This is a genomic window from Lentzea alba (assembly GCF_011067745.1).
Classification (GTDB): domain Bacteria; phylum Actinomycetota; class Actinomycetes; order Mycobacteriales; family Pseudonocardiaceae; genus Lentzea; species Lentzea alba.
On sequence record NZ_JAAMPJ010000019.1, the window covers coordinates 140270 to 154426 of the forward strand.

The following is a 14157-nucleotide window of genomic DNA, read 5'->3' on the forward strand; positions in this document are numbered from 1 at the left end:
GAGGTCCACGAAAGCGCCGTTCATGGCAGAGGGCTGGCAGAGGGCTGGCATAGGGTCGGTCCCATGATCACTCCGCGGGACCGCGTGTTGGGCCGGGTCGCCGATCACCTCGTGGCGCTCGGGCGTCCGTTGCGGGTGGCCGTCGACGGGATCACGGCGTCGGGCAAGACAACGCTGGCCCGCGAGCTCACCGCGGCGGTGGCGGCGCGCGGACGTTCGGCGGCGCACCTGTCGATGGACGGGTTCCACAACCCGCGGGCGATCCGTCATCGACAGGGACGGGACTCGGCGGACGGCTACTACGCCGATGCCTACGACTTCCAGGCTTTCGAACGGCTGGTGCTGGAACCGCTCGGGCCCGGTGGCGACCGGAAGTACCGGGAGCGGATCATCGACCTCGGCTCGGACACTCCGATCGACGAGCCGCCAGTGGTTGCCGCGGAAGACCTCGTGCTGGTCGTCGACGGCAGCTTCCTGCAGCGCGACCTGGAGTGGGACGAGGTGGTCTTCGTCGACACGCCGTTCGAGATCGCGCGGGACCGCGGGACGCGCCGGGACACCGAGTTGCTCGGCGGCCTGGAGCAGGCCGAACGCGCCTTCGACCAGCGGTATCACGCCGCGAGCCGGCGGTATCTCGACGAGGTCGGGCCGGCTGCCGGCGCGTCCGTCGTGGTGGGCAACGCCGACGTGGCGAACCCGGTGCTGCGCCGCATCGGAGGCCCTGCGGACGCGGTGGTCAACCTCTTCTCGTACGGGACGCTGCAGACGCCGTCGGTCCAGCGCGAGCACTTCGGCAGGGAGCTCACGGGCGCGCAGGACGTGCTGCCGGGCTATCGGCAGGACTGGGTGACGATCACCGACCCGGCCGTGATCGCGGCCAGCGGTACGGACCGGCACCCGATCGTCCGGCACACCGGCGATCCCGCCGACACGACCGCGGGCACCGTCCTCGAGGTGACGACGGAGGAGTTGGCGGCGGCCGACCTCTACGAGGTGGACGACTACCGGCGGGCGCTCGTCCGGCTCGGGTCTGGCACGGACGCCTGGGTGTACCTCGCTCAACGGCCATGATGGACAGGTGTCGAACACTCTGCCGGGCGGCTGGATCAACGCCGTCGTCCGGATCGGCGACACCGTTCGCCGGTCCCAGCACCCGCGTTCGCCCTACGTGCACAGGCTGCTGGCACACCTCGGTGCCCGGCAGTGGCCTGGTGCACCCAGATTCCTCGGTGTGGACGAGGACGAGCGCGAGATCCTGAGCTTCCTGGACGGGCGAGCGGCGTGGCGCCAGGAGGACCAGGTGCACGTGCGCGCCGAGGCGAGCCTGACGAAGGTGGCCGCGCTCGCACGTCAGCTGCACGACCTGACCGAGGGCACCGAACTCGCCGAGGGCGGCACCGTGGTGTGCCACAACGACCTGTCGCCGAAGAACACCGTGTACCGCCGCGGGGAACCGGTGGCGTTCGTGGACTGGGATCTCGCGGGCCCCGGTGATCGCGTGCACGACGTCGCCCACATCTGCTGGCAGTACCTGGACCTCGGGCACGCCACGGTCGACGTGACCGAGGCGGCCAGGCTGGTCGGGGTGATCTGCGACGGCTACGGGCTGGTCGACCGCGGCGAGGTCGTCGGCACCGTCCTCTGGTGGCAGGACCGTTGCCGCAGCGGCATCGAGGCGGGCGCCGCCGCGGGTGATCCGGCGATGATCAGGTTGCGGGACCACGGCGCGCTCGCCGCTGTCGGCACCGCGCACGACTGGGTCCGCGAACACCAGCTGGAACTGGAACAGCGGATCCGTCAGAGGTAGCGGTTGCGGACGAAGCCCGACCTGCTCTGCCCGAACCTGTTCATGGCGAAGATCGTGTAGGCCGCGTCTCCCCCGTCGGTCCACGCCTGCACCAGACCGAGGTTGCCCGCCAGGCTGATCAGCTTCCGGAACGTCGTCTGGTCGTCGCGGAACTGCGGCGCCGGCACGTGGGCGTGGGCCGCGTTGAGGATCTCGACGTGCTCGGCCAACCGGCGCCCGGCCGACGCGCGGTCGTTCTGGTAGAGGTCGTCGAGCGCGTAGAAGGTGATCTCGCTCGTCCACAGCCCGACCGCGTGCGCGAACACGGTTTCGGCGGCGATCGTGGTGCTGGCACCGAGATCGACGACGTGCCGGCGGTTGTCCCTGGCGACGGCGTCGACGTACTGGACCGTCGCCGTGCCGAAAGCGGTCCGGCCCGGCGGCGCCTGCACTTCCAGGACCACCCAGTACGTCTCGTCGAACGCCAGGTCCGGCGCGAAGATGCGGATGCCGTCGTCCTCGGTCACGAGGTCGGGCAGCGACTCGACGCCCACCTCCTCGCGCGCCCGGTCTTTCGCGGCCGACACCTCGCGTTCGACGCGGGCGCGGGTGGACGGGTCGGTGATCAGGTCGTGGCCGTAGAGGTGCCAGGCGGTGATCTCCGCGTCGAGCTGGATTTGCAGCTGGATGTTGATCGCGGCCAGGTGCTCGCGGCGGGCCAGGTCCTCGGCGAGGTTCAGGCGCACGTCGTCGGGATTGGTCACCAGGAGGCAGGAGCCGCCGGTGAGGCCGGCCAGCGCTTCCAGTTCGCGCATGCGGGCGTCCTCGCCGAAACCGAAGCAGGACAACGTGAGGTCGCCGCGGATGCGGTCGGCGATGTTGCGGCGGATGGTGATCCAGTTGCGCTCGCCGGAGTTCGGATCGCCGTCGGAGAACAGGTAGAGGCAGTTCACCACGTCCGGCTGGGAGTGCCGCGCGATCTCGTCGATGCCGTAGAGGACGCCGAGGTTGAGGTCCGTGGCACCGTCCGCCTCCAGGCCCGTCACGATCTCGTCGAGGCGGGCCGCGGGGATGTCCCGCTTGGGAGTGGCCTTGAGCAACGTGCGGACGCGCGTGTCGAACGCGACGATTCCCAGGACGTCGGTGTCGCGCAGCTGGGAGTGGAGTTCGCGAATCGCCGACTTGACGGTGTCTAGCTTCTCCCCTTCCATCGACAGGCTCGTGTCGACGACGAACACGAAGTTCACCGGCAGGATTTCCCGGTTCGGCGACGTGGCTCGGCCGCCCTCGCCGGCTCGCAGTGCCAGTTCGACGAAATGCGTGGTGTTCGCGTTCGCGCGGAAGTTTTCCCGCGTCTCGCACCTGCCGTAGCTGACGGCGAGAGCCTCCCCCGATGACGGTGTGGGAATTCCCGAGGGATTCGACGCCACGAAATCGTCGAACCGGATCTGAGCCTGGTCGATCAGCACGCCGTGGTCGACCAGGTCCGCGATGCCGAGGGTCGCCTTGGTGCCGAACGCGTTGTTGCGCCGGACGAACAGGCCGCTGCGGGGAAGCGGGCCCTGCCTCCCGTCCAGCGGTAGGTCGAGGGACGGCCAGCCGGGTGCCTGGGCGTCCAGATGCACACTGACGTCGCCACCGATGTTGACGCCTTGGACGTTGCGCAGGAGCACCAGATCGTCGACATCGTCCACGCACGCGTCGACATCGTCGTCGAAGGCGCCGCCCACCTGGCCGGCACCCTGCGGGTAGCCCTGGTCGTAACCCTGCTGTCCGTAACCGTGCTGGTCGCGCTCCTGCTCGTCCGAGCTGGGCCGAGTGCCGACATGGCTCGGCCTCGAATCCCACCAATCGTCGTGACGACGCGATGAACGGCGACGGATCACCACAACGATTGCGACAACCAATGCCGCGACGCCGAGGGAAGCCAGGATCCAGGCGAAGCTCATGACACCGTATTATCAGCTTCGCCCGGCTCCGACGCTGGTGGAAACCCGAAAACGACGAGAACACATTCGTTCTGACCCGGAATTGTCCGCTTGGCCTCGATCCACCATCGACGGTCACCCGGTGCGCACCAGCGAGGACTTCTCCATCACCGTCGAGCATGGCCCGGAGGTGTTGCGCACCGCCGACACCGTCATCGTCCCACCGTTCCGCACCAGCAACCCCCGCCGTCAAACGCTGGTCGACCTGGCGCAAGTCCTCGCGTACGTGGCCCCCGGCACCCGGATCGTGTCGACCTGCACCGGCGCCTTCGTGCTGGCCGCGGCGGGGCTGCTCGACGGGCGCCGGGCCACCACGCACTGGCACGCCACGGGCCTCTTCCGGGAGTGGTACCCGCAGGTGGAACTCGACCCGAACGTCCTGTTCGTCGACGAAGGCGACGTGCTGACCTCGGCCGGTGCCGTTGCCGGCATCGATGTCTGCCTGCACCTTGTCCGCAAGGACCACGGCAGCGAGATCGCCAACCATGTGGCCCGCAGCTGCGTCGTCCCCCCGTGGCGCGAGGGGGGCCAGGCGCAGTACGTCAAACACCCGGTCCCCGATGCAACGGCGAACGACACTTCCGCCGCCCGGCAGTGGGCGCTGCAGAACTTGCACAAGCCGCTGGCCCTGAGCGACCTTGCCGAGCACTCGAACATGAGCCTGCGCACCTTCGCCCGCCGCTTCAACGAAGAAGTCGGCTTGAGCCCCGGACGCTGGCTCATCCAGCAACGCGTCGACCGTGCCCGGGAGTTGCTGGAATCCACCGACCTGCCGGTCGACGACATCGCCGGCCAGGTCGGCTTCGCCGGCGGCACCTCGCTACGCGAACACCTGCACGCCGCTATCGGGGTCACACCACTGGCCTACCGGCGCACCTTCCGAGGCGCACCGGCAACGAGCCGTGCCACCGCGGCGGGTGCTCGGCGGGATGATTAAGCACGTCGCCCTCGACCGTAAATTGTGTACGCCTGAGACCACCTACACCGCGTTCGCCGGCACACCCGGCACGCCGTCACCGCCCGGCTGATCGTGCGCCGGATCCGCCGCGACGAGCCCAGCCAAGCCGCGGGCCAGGAGAAACTGCTCCCGGCCTGCCGGTATCACGCGGTGTTCACCGACAGCCCGTTCACCGGGCCCGCGCCGTCCACCTGCACCTACCGCAGCACTGGCCCTGGCAAGCCGGATTCGACAACCTGTTCACCGCCGCCCACCCTGCACCCGACTGACCAGGGCATACCGACCGAAACCACGTCAGTGGATCGAGGCTTAGTGGCCACGAATTTCGTTAGGAGACCAGCGAAAGCCCGCGGCGCACCGGCTCCCGGACGGCAGCGGGCTCAGCGGCCGGAACGACGACCTCTTCGCCGCCGATCTCCCGCGTGATCCACGCCCCGGACTCCACCATGACCTTCAACGTCCGCGTGTCCATCGCGTTGACGCGGCCGTAGTACCACTCGTCGGTGGCCAGCGAGCCCATCCGGTCGCCGAGGCGCTTCTTGATCTCCAGGACGCGCTGGAACAAGGTCGTGACCAGTGCGGCGCGGTCGAACGGGCCGTCCAGGCCGGTGCGGATGCGGTCCTCGATGCCGCGCGGCACGCCCTCGGAGTCCGGCATGAGCATGGTGGTCCACGCGCGCGACTTCTCGCGGTACTGCAACTGCTGCATGACGCCTTCGTGCGCCGCGAAGTCGGCGGCGCGGAAAGCCGAGCCGCGCCAACGCTTCTGCAGGTTCACGGCCAGCGACAGGGCACTCTTCAGGCCCGTGTTCAGGCCGCGGCCGGGCCAGAAGTGCAGGGAGTTGGCGGCGTCACCCAGCAGGAAGCCGAAGGTCGACGGCGCCAGCTGGGCGGTGAACTTCGACATCTGCTGCATACCGAGCGTGAACGAGTTGATGCCCACGACGTCCGCCGCGCCGACGCCGAAGAAGCGCAGGCCGTCCAGGATTCGGGGCCATAGGTAGGAAAGCTTGTCGACGGACGGCTTGAACACGGCGCGGTGCCGGTCGCAGACGAAGCGGGTGCCGGACGGACGCATGGTGCAGCCGAACTTGCCGATGCACGACACCGGGCCGTTCTCGCCGAGCGCCACGATCTCGGACGCCTCCTCGGCGGTCAGGCGCATGTTGATGAAGCCGCCACCGAGCGAGTTGAAGAGGAACCTGTTCTGCGCCACGGTCAACGGCACGGTGTGCTCGTCGGGCACCTTCGCGGTGACCCGGATGCCGAGCACGCGCTCGTCCAGCGGCGAACCGTCCACTGAGAACAGTTCTCGGCTCGGTGTGCCGAAGTGCGACGACAGCGCGTCGCGGGTGGCGGACTTGGCGCCGTCGGCGATGGCGAGGACGTGCAGGCCGTCCCAGCGGGCGGGCGCGGTGTAGGCGGCAGGAACCAGTTCGATGCCGTGGACGTCCTGCGCCATGTCCAGGAGGGCGTCCTCGATCCAGCGGATCTTGATGTTGCGCGGACGGCCCTTGGACTCGGGTGAGTCCGGGCCGAGGGGCCACATCTCGGAGAACCTGCCGGGCACGAAAAGGCGTTGGCGCACCTCGGCAGGCAGGGCCGCCCAGACGTTGCTCTGCAGCGTCACCACTTGCTCACGGCGATTGTTGCCGTCGGCCGCGCCGCGCCAGGTCACGCGGTTGCCTGCACGCTTCCAGCGGCGGTCGAACACGCGCAGCGCGACCTGGTCCCCCAGCAACGACTTCAGCGTGCAGGCGAACGCCAGACCGACGGGGCCGCCGCCCGCGACGTCGACCCGCAGCGGTGCCTTCTGGCGCAGCGGCACCACCTGGCCGCCCTGCTTCGGCAGCAACACCGTCGGGCCACACCGGCCGATCAGCACCGTCTTCTCGTCTGCCATGACCCGTCCCCCTCGATCCCGTTCGACGGCGGGAACACGTGCTGAGACGGGAGAAGGTTCAACGATTTTCGAGGAAGTTCTGCCACGCGGTGAAACTGAAGGTCAGAGCACCTCCGGACGGGTTCTTGGAGTCGCGGACGAGTGCGTCGCAGGCCAGCGACACCTCGACGCAGTCCCCGTCCTCCGCACCACCGCTGTAGCTGCTCTTACGCCAGGTCCTGTCCTGAGTCATCGAGTTCCTCTCGCGGTCGGCCGACGTACGCCGCCAGCTTGCTCCGCGATTGTTCCTCATCCAAGGCGACCTCAGCCAAACGGTCGAACAGCAGCCGAGACCTCACGATGGCACCAGGGTCCTGCACGAACACGTTCGCCAGGTCGGTCTCGACGAACGCCACCGACATCGCCTTCTCGTACTCGAACAACGTGCAGCTGGATGCGATCACCGCGGTGTCGGCCGGGATGATCCGGATCATGTGCACGTTGAACAGCAGTTTGAGGTACTGATCCTCCATGATCCGGTCATCACCGATGCGGGTCTGCAGGGCGTGCTCGTGGACGTAGAACAGGCAGGTCGGCCGATCGTGTCGCCGCAACAGCGCTTGTCGCTCCGTCCGCCACTGCACCAGCGCCGGAATTCGCTCCTCCGTCACCAAACCTGCGACCCGGTAGACGCCATCGGCGTACTCAGGCGTCTGCACGAGGCCCGGCACTGCCTGCGCGTCGTAACGAGTGATCTTCTTCGCGGTGGACTCCGCCATCGCCATCGTGCGCAGGTTGTCCGGTACCTGAACGATGTACTCGTCGAACGCGTTGCGGTACTTCCGCTTGAAGTCTTCGTAGAAGTCGATGTCCTTGTCGCACTTGGACAGGTACTGCACGAGGTCGATCTCGCTGGCGCGGTACTTGCCGGTCTCGATGGTCGAGAGCTTGCTCGGGTCCCAGCCGAGACGGACGGCGAGCGCCGCGCCGGTCAGTCCGGTGCAGGTTTCCCGCAACCGGCGCAGTTCATCGCCTAGATCCCGGCTGTACGCAGTGGACGGAGTGGTCGTGGCCATGGGTCGACGTTAGGGCTTGCTCCAAGAGCAATTAAGGCGCTCATTCGGGTGAAAACGGCTCACCTGATCTTCAGCACGTTGCCAGGAAACTCGCAGCCCTGCCACAGCTTGGCGGACGACCATCCCTGCCCATGACTCGACGTCGCAGATCCTTGTTGATCAACGGGCTGCTGGTGGTGGTGCTCCTCGGCGCCGGTGTGGCCGGCTACCTGGTGTTCTTCGGTTCCTCCGGCAGTGCCCAGCCCACCACCACGCGCACCGCCGCAGCCGCGAACCGCGACGTCAGCGAGACGGTGACGGCGTCCGGGACGGTGCAGAGCTCGTTCAGCGCCGCCGCGTCGTTCGGCGCGAGCGGCACGGTCACCGAGATCAACGTCAAGGTCGGCGACGTCGTCACGAAGGGCCAGCAGCTCGCGAAGCTCGATCCGACGCAGGCCCAGCTGCAGGTGGACATCGCGCAGGGCAACCTGAACGCGGCGCTCGCGAAGGGCACCGGCACGACCGCGTTGCTCACGGCATACCGGCAGACGCAGCTCGCGCTCCAGCAGGCGCAGGACAACCTGGCGGCCACCACGCTGACCGCACCGGGCGACGGCACGATCACGTCGGTCACCGGGTCCGTCGGGCAGAAGGTGGGCAACGGCAACACCTCCAGCAGCTCGACCACGAGCAGCAGCACCACGTCCACGACGTCGTCCGGGTTCGTCGTGGTCACCGACCTGAAGAACCTCGTGCTGCACGCGAACGTCTCCGAGTCCGACGTCAGCAAGCTCAAGGCCGACCAGGCCGCGACCGTCACGGTCAACGCCATGCAGACGCAGCCGATCCAGGCCAAGGTCACGCAGGTCGATCTCACGCCCACGACCTCGAACAACGTCGTCCAGTACGGCGTCACGCTGACGCTGACCGAACCACCGGCCGGGCTGCGTCCAGGTCAGTCCGCGAGCGTCGAGGTCACCGTCAACTCGGCCACCAACGTCCTCGCCGTCCCCGCGGCGGCGGTGCAGACCGTCAACGGCGCCAGCTCGGTCCAGGTGATGGAGAACGGCGCGGAGACCCGCAAGACCGTCGAGATCGGGGTGCGCGGCGACCAGTACGTGGAGATCAAGTCCGGCCTGAGCGCGGGCGAGGAAGTCGTGCTGCCGCAGGTGACGACGTCGACCAACCAGAACCGCACCGGCCAGCAGCAGGGCACCGGCCAGTTCCCCGGTACTGGCGGCGGCAACCGCAACGGCGGCGGCTTCACCGGGACTGGTCGATGAGCCCGGTCATCGAGGTCAGGAACCTCCGCAAGACCTACGGCGCGGGCGACACGGCCGTGCACGCGCTCCGAGGCCTCGACCTGACCGTCGAGAAGGGCGAGTACATCGCGATCATGGGTGCGTCCGGGTCGGGCAAGTCGACGCTGCTGAACATCCTGGGCTGCCTCGACGTGCCGTCGTCCGGCAAGTACCTGCTCGACGGGATCGACACCGGCGAGTTCGACGAGGAACAGCTTTCGTTGCTGCGCAACAGGAAGATCGGGTTCGTCTTCCAGTCGTTCAACTTGGTGCCGCGCACCACGGCACTCGCGAACGTCGAGCTCCCGCTGGTGTACGCGGGAGTTCGGCGTGCCCAACGCCGGGAACGCGCGCTGGCCGCGCTCGATCTGGTTGGCCTCAAGGAACGCACGCACCACCGTCCCAACGAACTGTCCGGGGGCCAGCAGCAGCGCGTCGCCATCGCCCGTGCACTCGTCACGTCGCCCGCGATCGTGCTCGCCGACGAACCGACCGGAAACCTCGACACCGAGTCCAGCCGCGAGGTCCTGGGCATCCTCGACCGCCTCAACGCGAGCGGGCGCACGGTCGTGTTGATCACGCACGAGGACGAGGTGGCGGCCCACGCCATGCGCACAGTCCGCGTGGTGGACGGCAGTGTTCAAACAGGCGGGGTCGCGGGGGTGCTGGTGTGAGACTGTTCGAAATCGCCGCGTTCGCGGTGCGCGGCCTGACCGCGAACAAGATGAGATCCGGGCTCACGACGCTGGGCATCCTGATCGGTGTCGCGTCGGTGATCCTGCTGATCGCGGTCGGCAACGGCGCGTCGAGCGCGGTGCAGCAGAGCATCGCGGGGCTCGGCACGAACATCCTGACGATCAGCCCGCAGCGTGCCCAGCCCGGCAGCACCGTGAAGCCGCTGACCACGGCGGACGCGGCGGCGCTGGTCGGCCCGGACTCCCCCGACGTCAAGTACGCGTCGCCGGTGGTCTCAGCACAAGCGACGGCGGGTTATGGCACGACGAGCTACGCGATCAGCCAGTTCATCGGCTCGGATCCGCGCTACTTCGACACCACGAACAGCGCGGTCGCGCAGGGGAACCTGTTCTCCGACAACGACGTGCAGCAGGCGCGCAAGGTCGTCGTGATCGGCGCGACCGTCGCCACGCAGCTCTTCCCCGGTACCGATCCGGTCGGGAAGTCCATGCTGGTCAACAACATCCCGTTCACCGTCATCGGGGTGCTGGCGGCCAAGGGGTCCAGCGGGTTGCAGGACGCCGACGACATGGCCGTGGCGCCGCTGACGACCACGCAGAACGCGTTGACCGGCTACGGCAGCCTCAGCCAGATCGTCGTGCAGGCGCGGTCGGCCGACGCGTTGCCGAACGCACAGGCCCAGGTGACCACGATCCTCAACGGCCGGCACAAGGTCACCCAGACCGCCGACTACCGGATCCTCAGCCAGGACCAGCTGCTCACCGCGCGCACCGCGACGACGGAGACGTTCACCGTGCTGCTCGCGTCGGTGGCCGCGATCTCGTTGCTGGTGGGCGGAATCGGCATTACGAACATCATGCTGGTGACCGTCACCGAGCGGATCCGGGAGATCGGCATCCGCAAGGCCGTGGGCGCGCCCCGGTCGTCGATCCTCGGGCAGTTCCTGATCGAGGCGACGCTGCTGAGCCTGTTCGGCGGGTTCCTGGGCGTCGCGGCGGGGGTGATCGGCAGCCGGTTCACCATCGCCGGCATCCAGCCCGTGCTGGTGCCGTCGTCGGTACTGCTGGCGTTCGCGGTGTCGGCGTTGATCGGCCTGTTCTTCGGCAGCTACCCGGCGTCGCGCGCCGCGAAGCTCCGTCCCATCGAAGCGCTCAGGCACGAATAGGAGTTCTTGTGACCAACCCACTCGATCAGCCGCTGGAGAACGACATCTCGGCGCAGCTGAAGGAACGCAAGTCCGGCGTCGGCAAGACCACGATGATCCTCAGTGTCGCGGTGCTGGCCATCGTCGCGTTCGTCGGCGGGGTGTTCGTGCAGAAGTCCTTCGGCGCCACGCAGACCCCGACCCGCCAGAACGCCGGCCGCCAGTTCAACGGCACGCCGCCGTCTGGCGCTCAGCAGCGGCCCAACGGCGGGTTCGGCCGGGGCACGACGGGCACGATCGACCACGTCGACGGCACCACGGTGTACGTGAAGACCCCGAACGGCGAGATCGTCAAGGTGTCCACTTCGGACACGACGAAGGTGCAGATCACGTCCGAGGGCAAGCTGACCGACCTCAAGGCGGGCCAGCAGGTCGTCGTGCAGGGTCAGGCGGGCTCGGACGGCACGGTGACCGGGCAGACCATCACGCAGCGGCCGACCACCGGGTGATGCAGGATCAACGCGTGGAACGTGGCCGGTTGCTCGTCGTCGAGGACGAACCCAGCATCCGCGAACTGCTGTGCGCCAGCCTGCGGTTCGCCGGGTTCACCGTGTCCAGCGCGGCGACCGGCGGCGAAGCGTTGCAGGCGGCCCGTTCCGAGGCGCCGGACCTGGTGCTGCTGGACGTGATGCTGCCCGACCGGGACGGGTTCGAGGTGGTGCGGCGGCTGCGTTCTTCCGGTGTGCAGGTGCCGGTGCTGTACCTGACCGCGCGCGACAGCACGGACGACCGCATCACCGGCCTCACGATCGGCGGTGACGGGTACATCACCAAGCCGTTCAGCCTGGAGGAGGTCATCGCGCGGGTGACCGCCGTGCTGCGCCGCACCCGGCCCGGCTCCGAGAGCGAGCAGTTGACCTGCGGTGATCTGTCGCTGGACGTGGAGAGCCACATCGTGCGGCGCGGGTCGCGGGTGGTGGAGCTGTCGCCGACAGAGTTCCGGCTGCTGCACTACCTGATGCGCAACAGCGGCCGGGTGTTGTCGAAGGCGCAGATCCTCGATCAGGTGTGGTCGCACGACTTCGACGGCGATTTCGGCGTGGTCGAGTCGTACATCTCGTACCTGCGGCGCAAAGTGGACGTGTCCGAGCCCCGGCTGATCCACACGGTGCGCGGCCTCGGGTACATGATCCGCCCATGACGTTGCGCGTGCGGCTGGTGGTCGTGCTCGTCGCCCTGGTGGCCGCGGGCCTGTTCGGCACGTGGCTGATCGGCTCCCAGGTGATGGAGCGCTACCTGCTCGGCCAGCTCGACACGCGGATCGACCGGATCGCGTCGTTGCCGCGGCCGTTCCCGGGGCGGGAGAACGTGATCGTGCGGTCTCCCACCGAGGTGCTGTCCGGAACGCCGTTCGCCGGCCTGCCCGGGTACGGGTCGTTGACGCCGGGTGAGCACGTTTCGGTGGGCTCGCACCGGTTGGTGATGCGGCAGCTCGACGGGGCCGAGCTGATCGTGACGACCGACCAGTCGGAGGTCGACAAGGCGGTCGACGACCTGCGGCTGGCGTTCCTGTTGATCAGCCTCGGCGCATTGATCCTGGTCGGAATGGCCGGGTATGCGCTGGTCAGGGCGTCCACGCGGGCGTTGGAGGAGGTCGAACAGGTGGCCGGCGAGATCGCGGCCGGTGACCTGTCGCGGCGGGTGCCGGTGCGGCGGCCGGGGTCCGAGGTGGGACGGCTGGCGTCGGCGTTGAACACGATGCTCGGGCAGATCGAGCAGGCGTTCGCGGTGCGGGTGTCGTCGGAGAACCGGATGCGGCAGTTCGTCGCCGATGCCTCGCACGAGCTGCGGACGCCGTTGACGTCGATTCGGGGCTACGCCGAGCTTTACCGCCAAGGCGCGGCCTCTGATCCCGCCGAGGTGTTGCGCCGCATCGAGGACCACGCCGAGCGGATGGGAGTGCTGGTCGAGGACCTGCTGCAGCTGGCGCGGCTCGACTCGGAGCAGCCTCTGGTCTTGTCCACTGTGGACCTGGTCGTGCTGGTCACCGACGCCGTGGTGGAGGCACGGGTGCGCGCCGCGGACCGGACCATCTCGCTGGAGCTGCTCGCTGGGCCGGTGTTGGTGCAGGCCGATGAGGCGCGCGTGAGGCAGGTGCTGACGAACCTGCTCGACAACGCGTTGATCCACACGCCGGCGGGGTCGCCGGTCGAGGTGCGGCTGGGGTCGAGCTCCTTCGAGGTGGCTGATCACGGGCCGGGGATGTCGGACGAGCAGGCAACGCGGGCGTTCGAACGGTTCTACCGCGTGGACGCCGCGCGTGGACCGGGCGGAACCGGGCTGGGGCTGGCGATCGTGGCGGCGTTGGTCGCCGCGCACGGGTGGCGGATCGAGCTGGACACCGCGCCGGGTGAGGGCGCGGTGTTCCGGGTGCTGTTCGGGGCGTGAGTGGCTTACTTCCGCGCTGCCCACACGGTGCGTTCGGCGCGCAGGGCGAGGTCGTCGCGGCGCAGGGCCCGTTCGACGGCTTCGGGGTCCAGCTTCCGGCGAAGAACGATGTGTGCGTAGCGTTCGACGGCCGCGGATCGTTCGATGTGGACGGTGACCGTGCGTTCGCCCTCCACGGTGAAGCCGGCGGCGGTCAGCTTGGGACCCCAGTCGGCGCCGCGGTGCGGGACGCGTTCGTCGTGGTGGTGATACTCCACGTCGCTTTCCGGGGCGTGGTCCGGCAGGAACTTCGGCATACCGGCCATTTCGATCACCGCCAGCAGGCCGCCGGGGGCCAGCGTGCGGTGGATCTGCCGCAGGGTGCGGTCGGGGTCGGCCATGTGGTGCAGGGAACCCGACGCCCACACGAGGTCGGGGGTGCCGAGGTCCGGCCAGTCCGCGTCGAGGTCGGCCTGCACCGGGTGGACCGTCAGGCCTTGTTCGCACGCCTTGTCGTGGAGGCGTTTCAGGTGCTCGACCGACGTGTCCACGGCGGTGACGCGGGCTTCGGGAAAGCGGCGCAGCAGGGCGAACGTGCCCGCGCCGGGGCCGCTGCCGAGGTCGACGACGTGGCGCGGGGCGGTGATGGGAAGCCAGTCGATGATGGACGCGGTGTGCTCGGCGAGGAGTTCCGCGTCCAGTTCGAGGACTTCCGCCTGGTCGCCGTGTCCGTGGTTGCTCATGACCCCCAAGCTAGGGCCGTCATGCGCCAGATGCACGATCACTTGCGCATGAAGCAAGACGGTCGGTCCGCCCCGTGCGGTCCGCGCAAGATCGGGCCTCGGCTTTGTGGCCGCGGCGGGCCTCGCGGTCGAAGATGCCGAGGATCTCGCACGGACCGCCGGCGGTACCGATCTCGG

At 68.6% G+C, this 14157-nt stretch carries 14 protein-coding genes; 9 read left to right on the forward strand and 5 right to left on the reverse strand.

Annotation, left to right across the window (positions count from 1 at the left end):
- Positions 1 to 63 precede the first annotated feature (63 nt).
- Together G7043_RS44895 and G7043_RS44900 are read left to right on the forward strand one after the other, a co-directional pair.
- Positions 64 to 1071 (forward strand): gamma-glutamylcyclotransferase, encoded by a 1008-nt coding sequence (locus G7043_RS44895; RefSeq protein WP_166055395.1) that lies wholly within the window; start codon positions 64 to 66, stop codon positions 1069 to 1071.
- Between the two features lie 7 nt (positions 1072 to 1078).
- Entirely contained in the window at positions 1079 to 1807 is a 729-nt protein-coding gene (locus G7043_RS44900) for a phosphotransferase (protein ID WP_166055397.1), read from the forward strand.
- Here the strand turns inward: G7043_RS44900 and G7043_RS44905 are convergent.
- Complete coding sequence (locus tag G7043_RS44905; RefSeq protein ID WP_166055399.1) at positions 1798 to 3735, reverse strand: VWA domain-containing protein; 1938 nt, start codon at positions 3733 to 3735, stop codon at positions 1798 to 1800. The two genes, G7043_RS44900 and G7043_RS44905, sit on opposite strands and share 10 nt — an antisense overlap.
- A 121-nt stretch (positions 3736 to 3856) precedes the next feature.
- On the opposite strand from G7043_RS44905, the gene G7043_RS44910 reads away from it, so the two are divergent.
- Positions 3857 to 4711, forward strand: a complete 855-nt coding sequence (locus G7043_RS44910; protein ID WP_313888403.1) for a GlxA family transcriptional regulator — start codon at positions 3857 to 3859, stop codon at positions 4709 to 4711.
- Positions 4712 to 5060: 349 nt separating this feature from the next.
- Here G7043_RS44910 and G7043_RS44915 read toward each other — a convergent pair whose 3' ends face one another.
- Genes G7043_RS44915 through G7043_RS44925 form a run of 3 tightly spaced genes read right to left on the reverse strand, consistent with a single transcriptional unit; the run spans position 5061 to position 7690 of the window.
- On the reverse strand, positions 5061 to 6635 hold the full coding sequence (locus tag G7043_RS44915) for an FHA domain-containing protein (RefSeq protein WP_166055403.1): 1575 nt from the start codon (positions 6633 to 6635) through the stop codon (positions 5061 to 5063).
- Positions 6636 to 6693: 58 nt separating this feature from the next.
- The gene (locus tag G7043_RS44920; protein ID WP_166055405.1) at positions 6694 to 6867 is read right to left on the reverse strand and encodes a DUF397 domain-containing protein; all 174 of its coding nucleotides are present in this window, start codon (positions 6865 to 6867) and stop codon (positions 6694 to 6696) included.
- Positions 6842 to 7690, reverse strand: coding sequence for a helix-turn-helix domain-containing protein (locus tag G7043_RS44925; protein WP_166055407.1), 849 nt, complete (start codon positions 7688 to 7690; stop codon positions 6842 to 6844). Before G7043_RS44925 ends, G7043_RS44920 begins: the two co-directional genes overlap by 26 nt.
- Before the next feature lie 131 nt (positions 7691 to 7821).
- Between G7043_RS44925 and G7043_RS44930 the strand changes: the two genes are divergently transcribed.
- Genes G7043_RS44930 through G7043_RS44955 form a run of 6 tightly spaced genes read left to right on the forward strand, consistent with a single transcriptional unit; the run spans position 7822 to position 13258 of the window.
- Entirely contained in the window at positions 7822 to 8952 is a 1131-nt protein-coding gene (locus G7043_RS44930; RefSeq protein ID WP_166055409.1) for an efflux RND transporter periplasmic adaptor subunit, read from the forward strand.
- Positions 8949 to 9644: an ABC transporter ATP-binding protein gene (locus G7043_RS44935; RefSeq protein ID WP_166055411.1), complete on the forward strand. Its 696-nt coding sequence runs from the start codon at positions 8949 to 8951 to the stop codon at positions 9642 to 9644. The genes G7043_RS44930 and G7043_RS44935 overlap by 4 nt, the downstream gene beginning before the upstream one ends.
- Complete coding sequence (locus G7043_RS44940; protein WP_166055413.1) at positions 9641 to 10831, forward strand: ABC transporter permease; 1191 nt, start codon at positions 9641 to 9643, stop codon at positions 10829 to 10831. The genes G7043_RS44935 and G7043_RS44940 overlap by 4 nt, the downstream gene beginning before the upstream one ends.
- Before the next feature lie 8 nt (positions 10832 to 10839).
- The gene (locus tag G7043_RS44945) at positions 10840 to 11319 is read left to right on the forward strand and encodes a hypothetical protein (protein ID WP_313888404.1); all 480 of its coding nucleotides are present in this window, start codon (positions 10840 to 10842) and stop codon (positions 11317 to 11319) included.
- Positions 11319 to 12011 (forward strand): response regulator transcription factor, encoded by a 693-nt coding sequence (locus G7043_RS44950; protein ID WP_166055415.1) that lies wholly within the window; start codon positions 11319 to 11321, stop codon positions 12009 to 12011. Before G7043_RS44945 ends, G7043_RS44950 begins: the two co-directional genes overlap by 1 nt.
- Complete coding sequence (locus tag G7043_RS44955) at positions 12008 to 13258, forward strand: sensor histidine kinase (protein WP_166055418.1); 1251 nt, start codon at positions 12008 to 12010, stop codon at positions 13256 to 13258. Before G7043_RS44950 ends, G7043_RS44955 begins: the two co-directional genes overlap by 4 nt.
- A gap of 5 nt (positions 13259 to 13263) precedes the next feature.
- Here G7043_RS44955 and G7043_RS44960 read toward each other — a convergent pair whose 3' ends face one another.
- Positions 13264 to 13980 (reverse strand): class I SAM-dependent methyltransferase, encoded by a 717-nt coding sequence (locus G7043_RS44960; protein WP_166055420.1) that lies wholly within the window; start codon positions 13978 to 13980, stop codon positions 13264 to 13266.
- Positions 13981 to 14157: the final 177 nt, after the last annotated feature.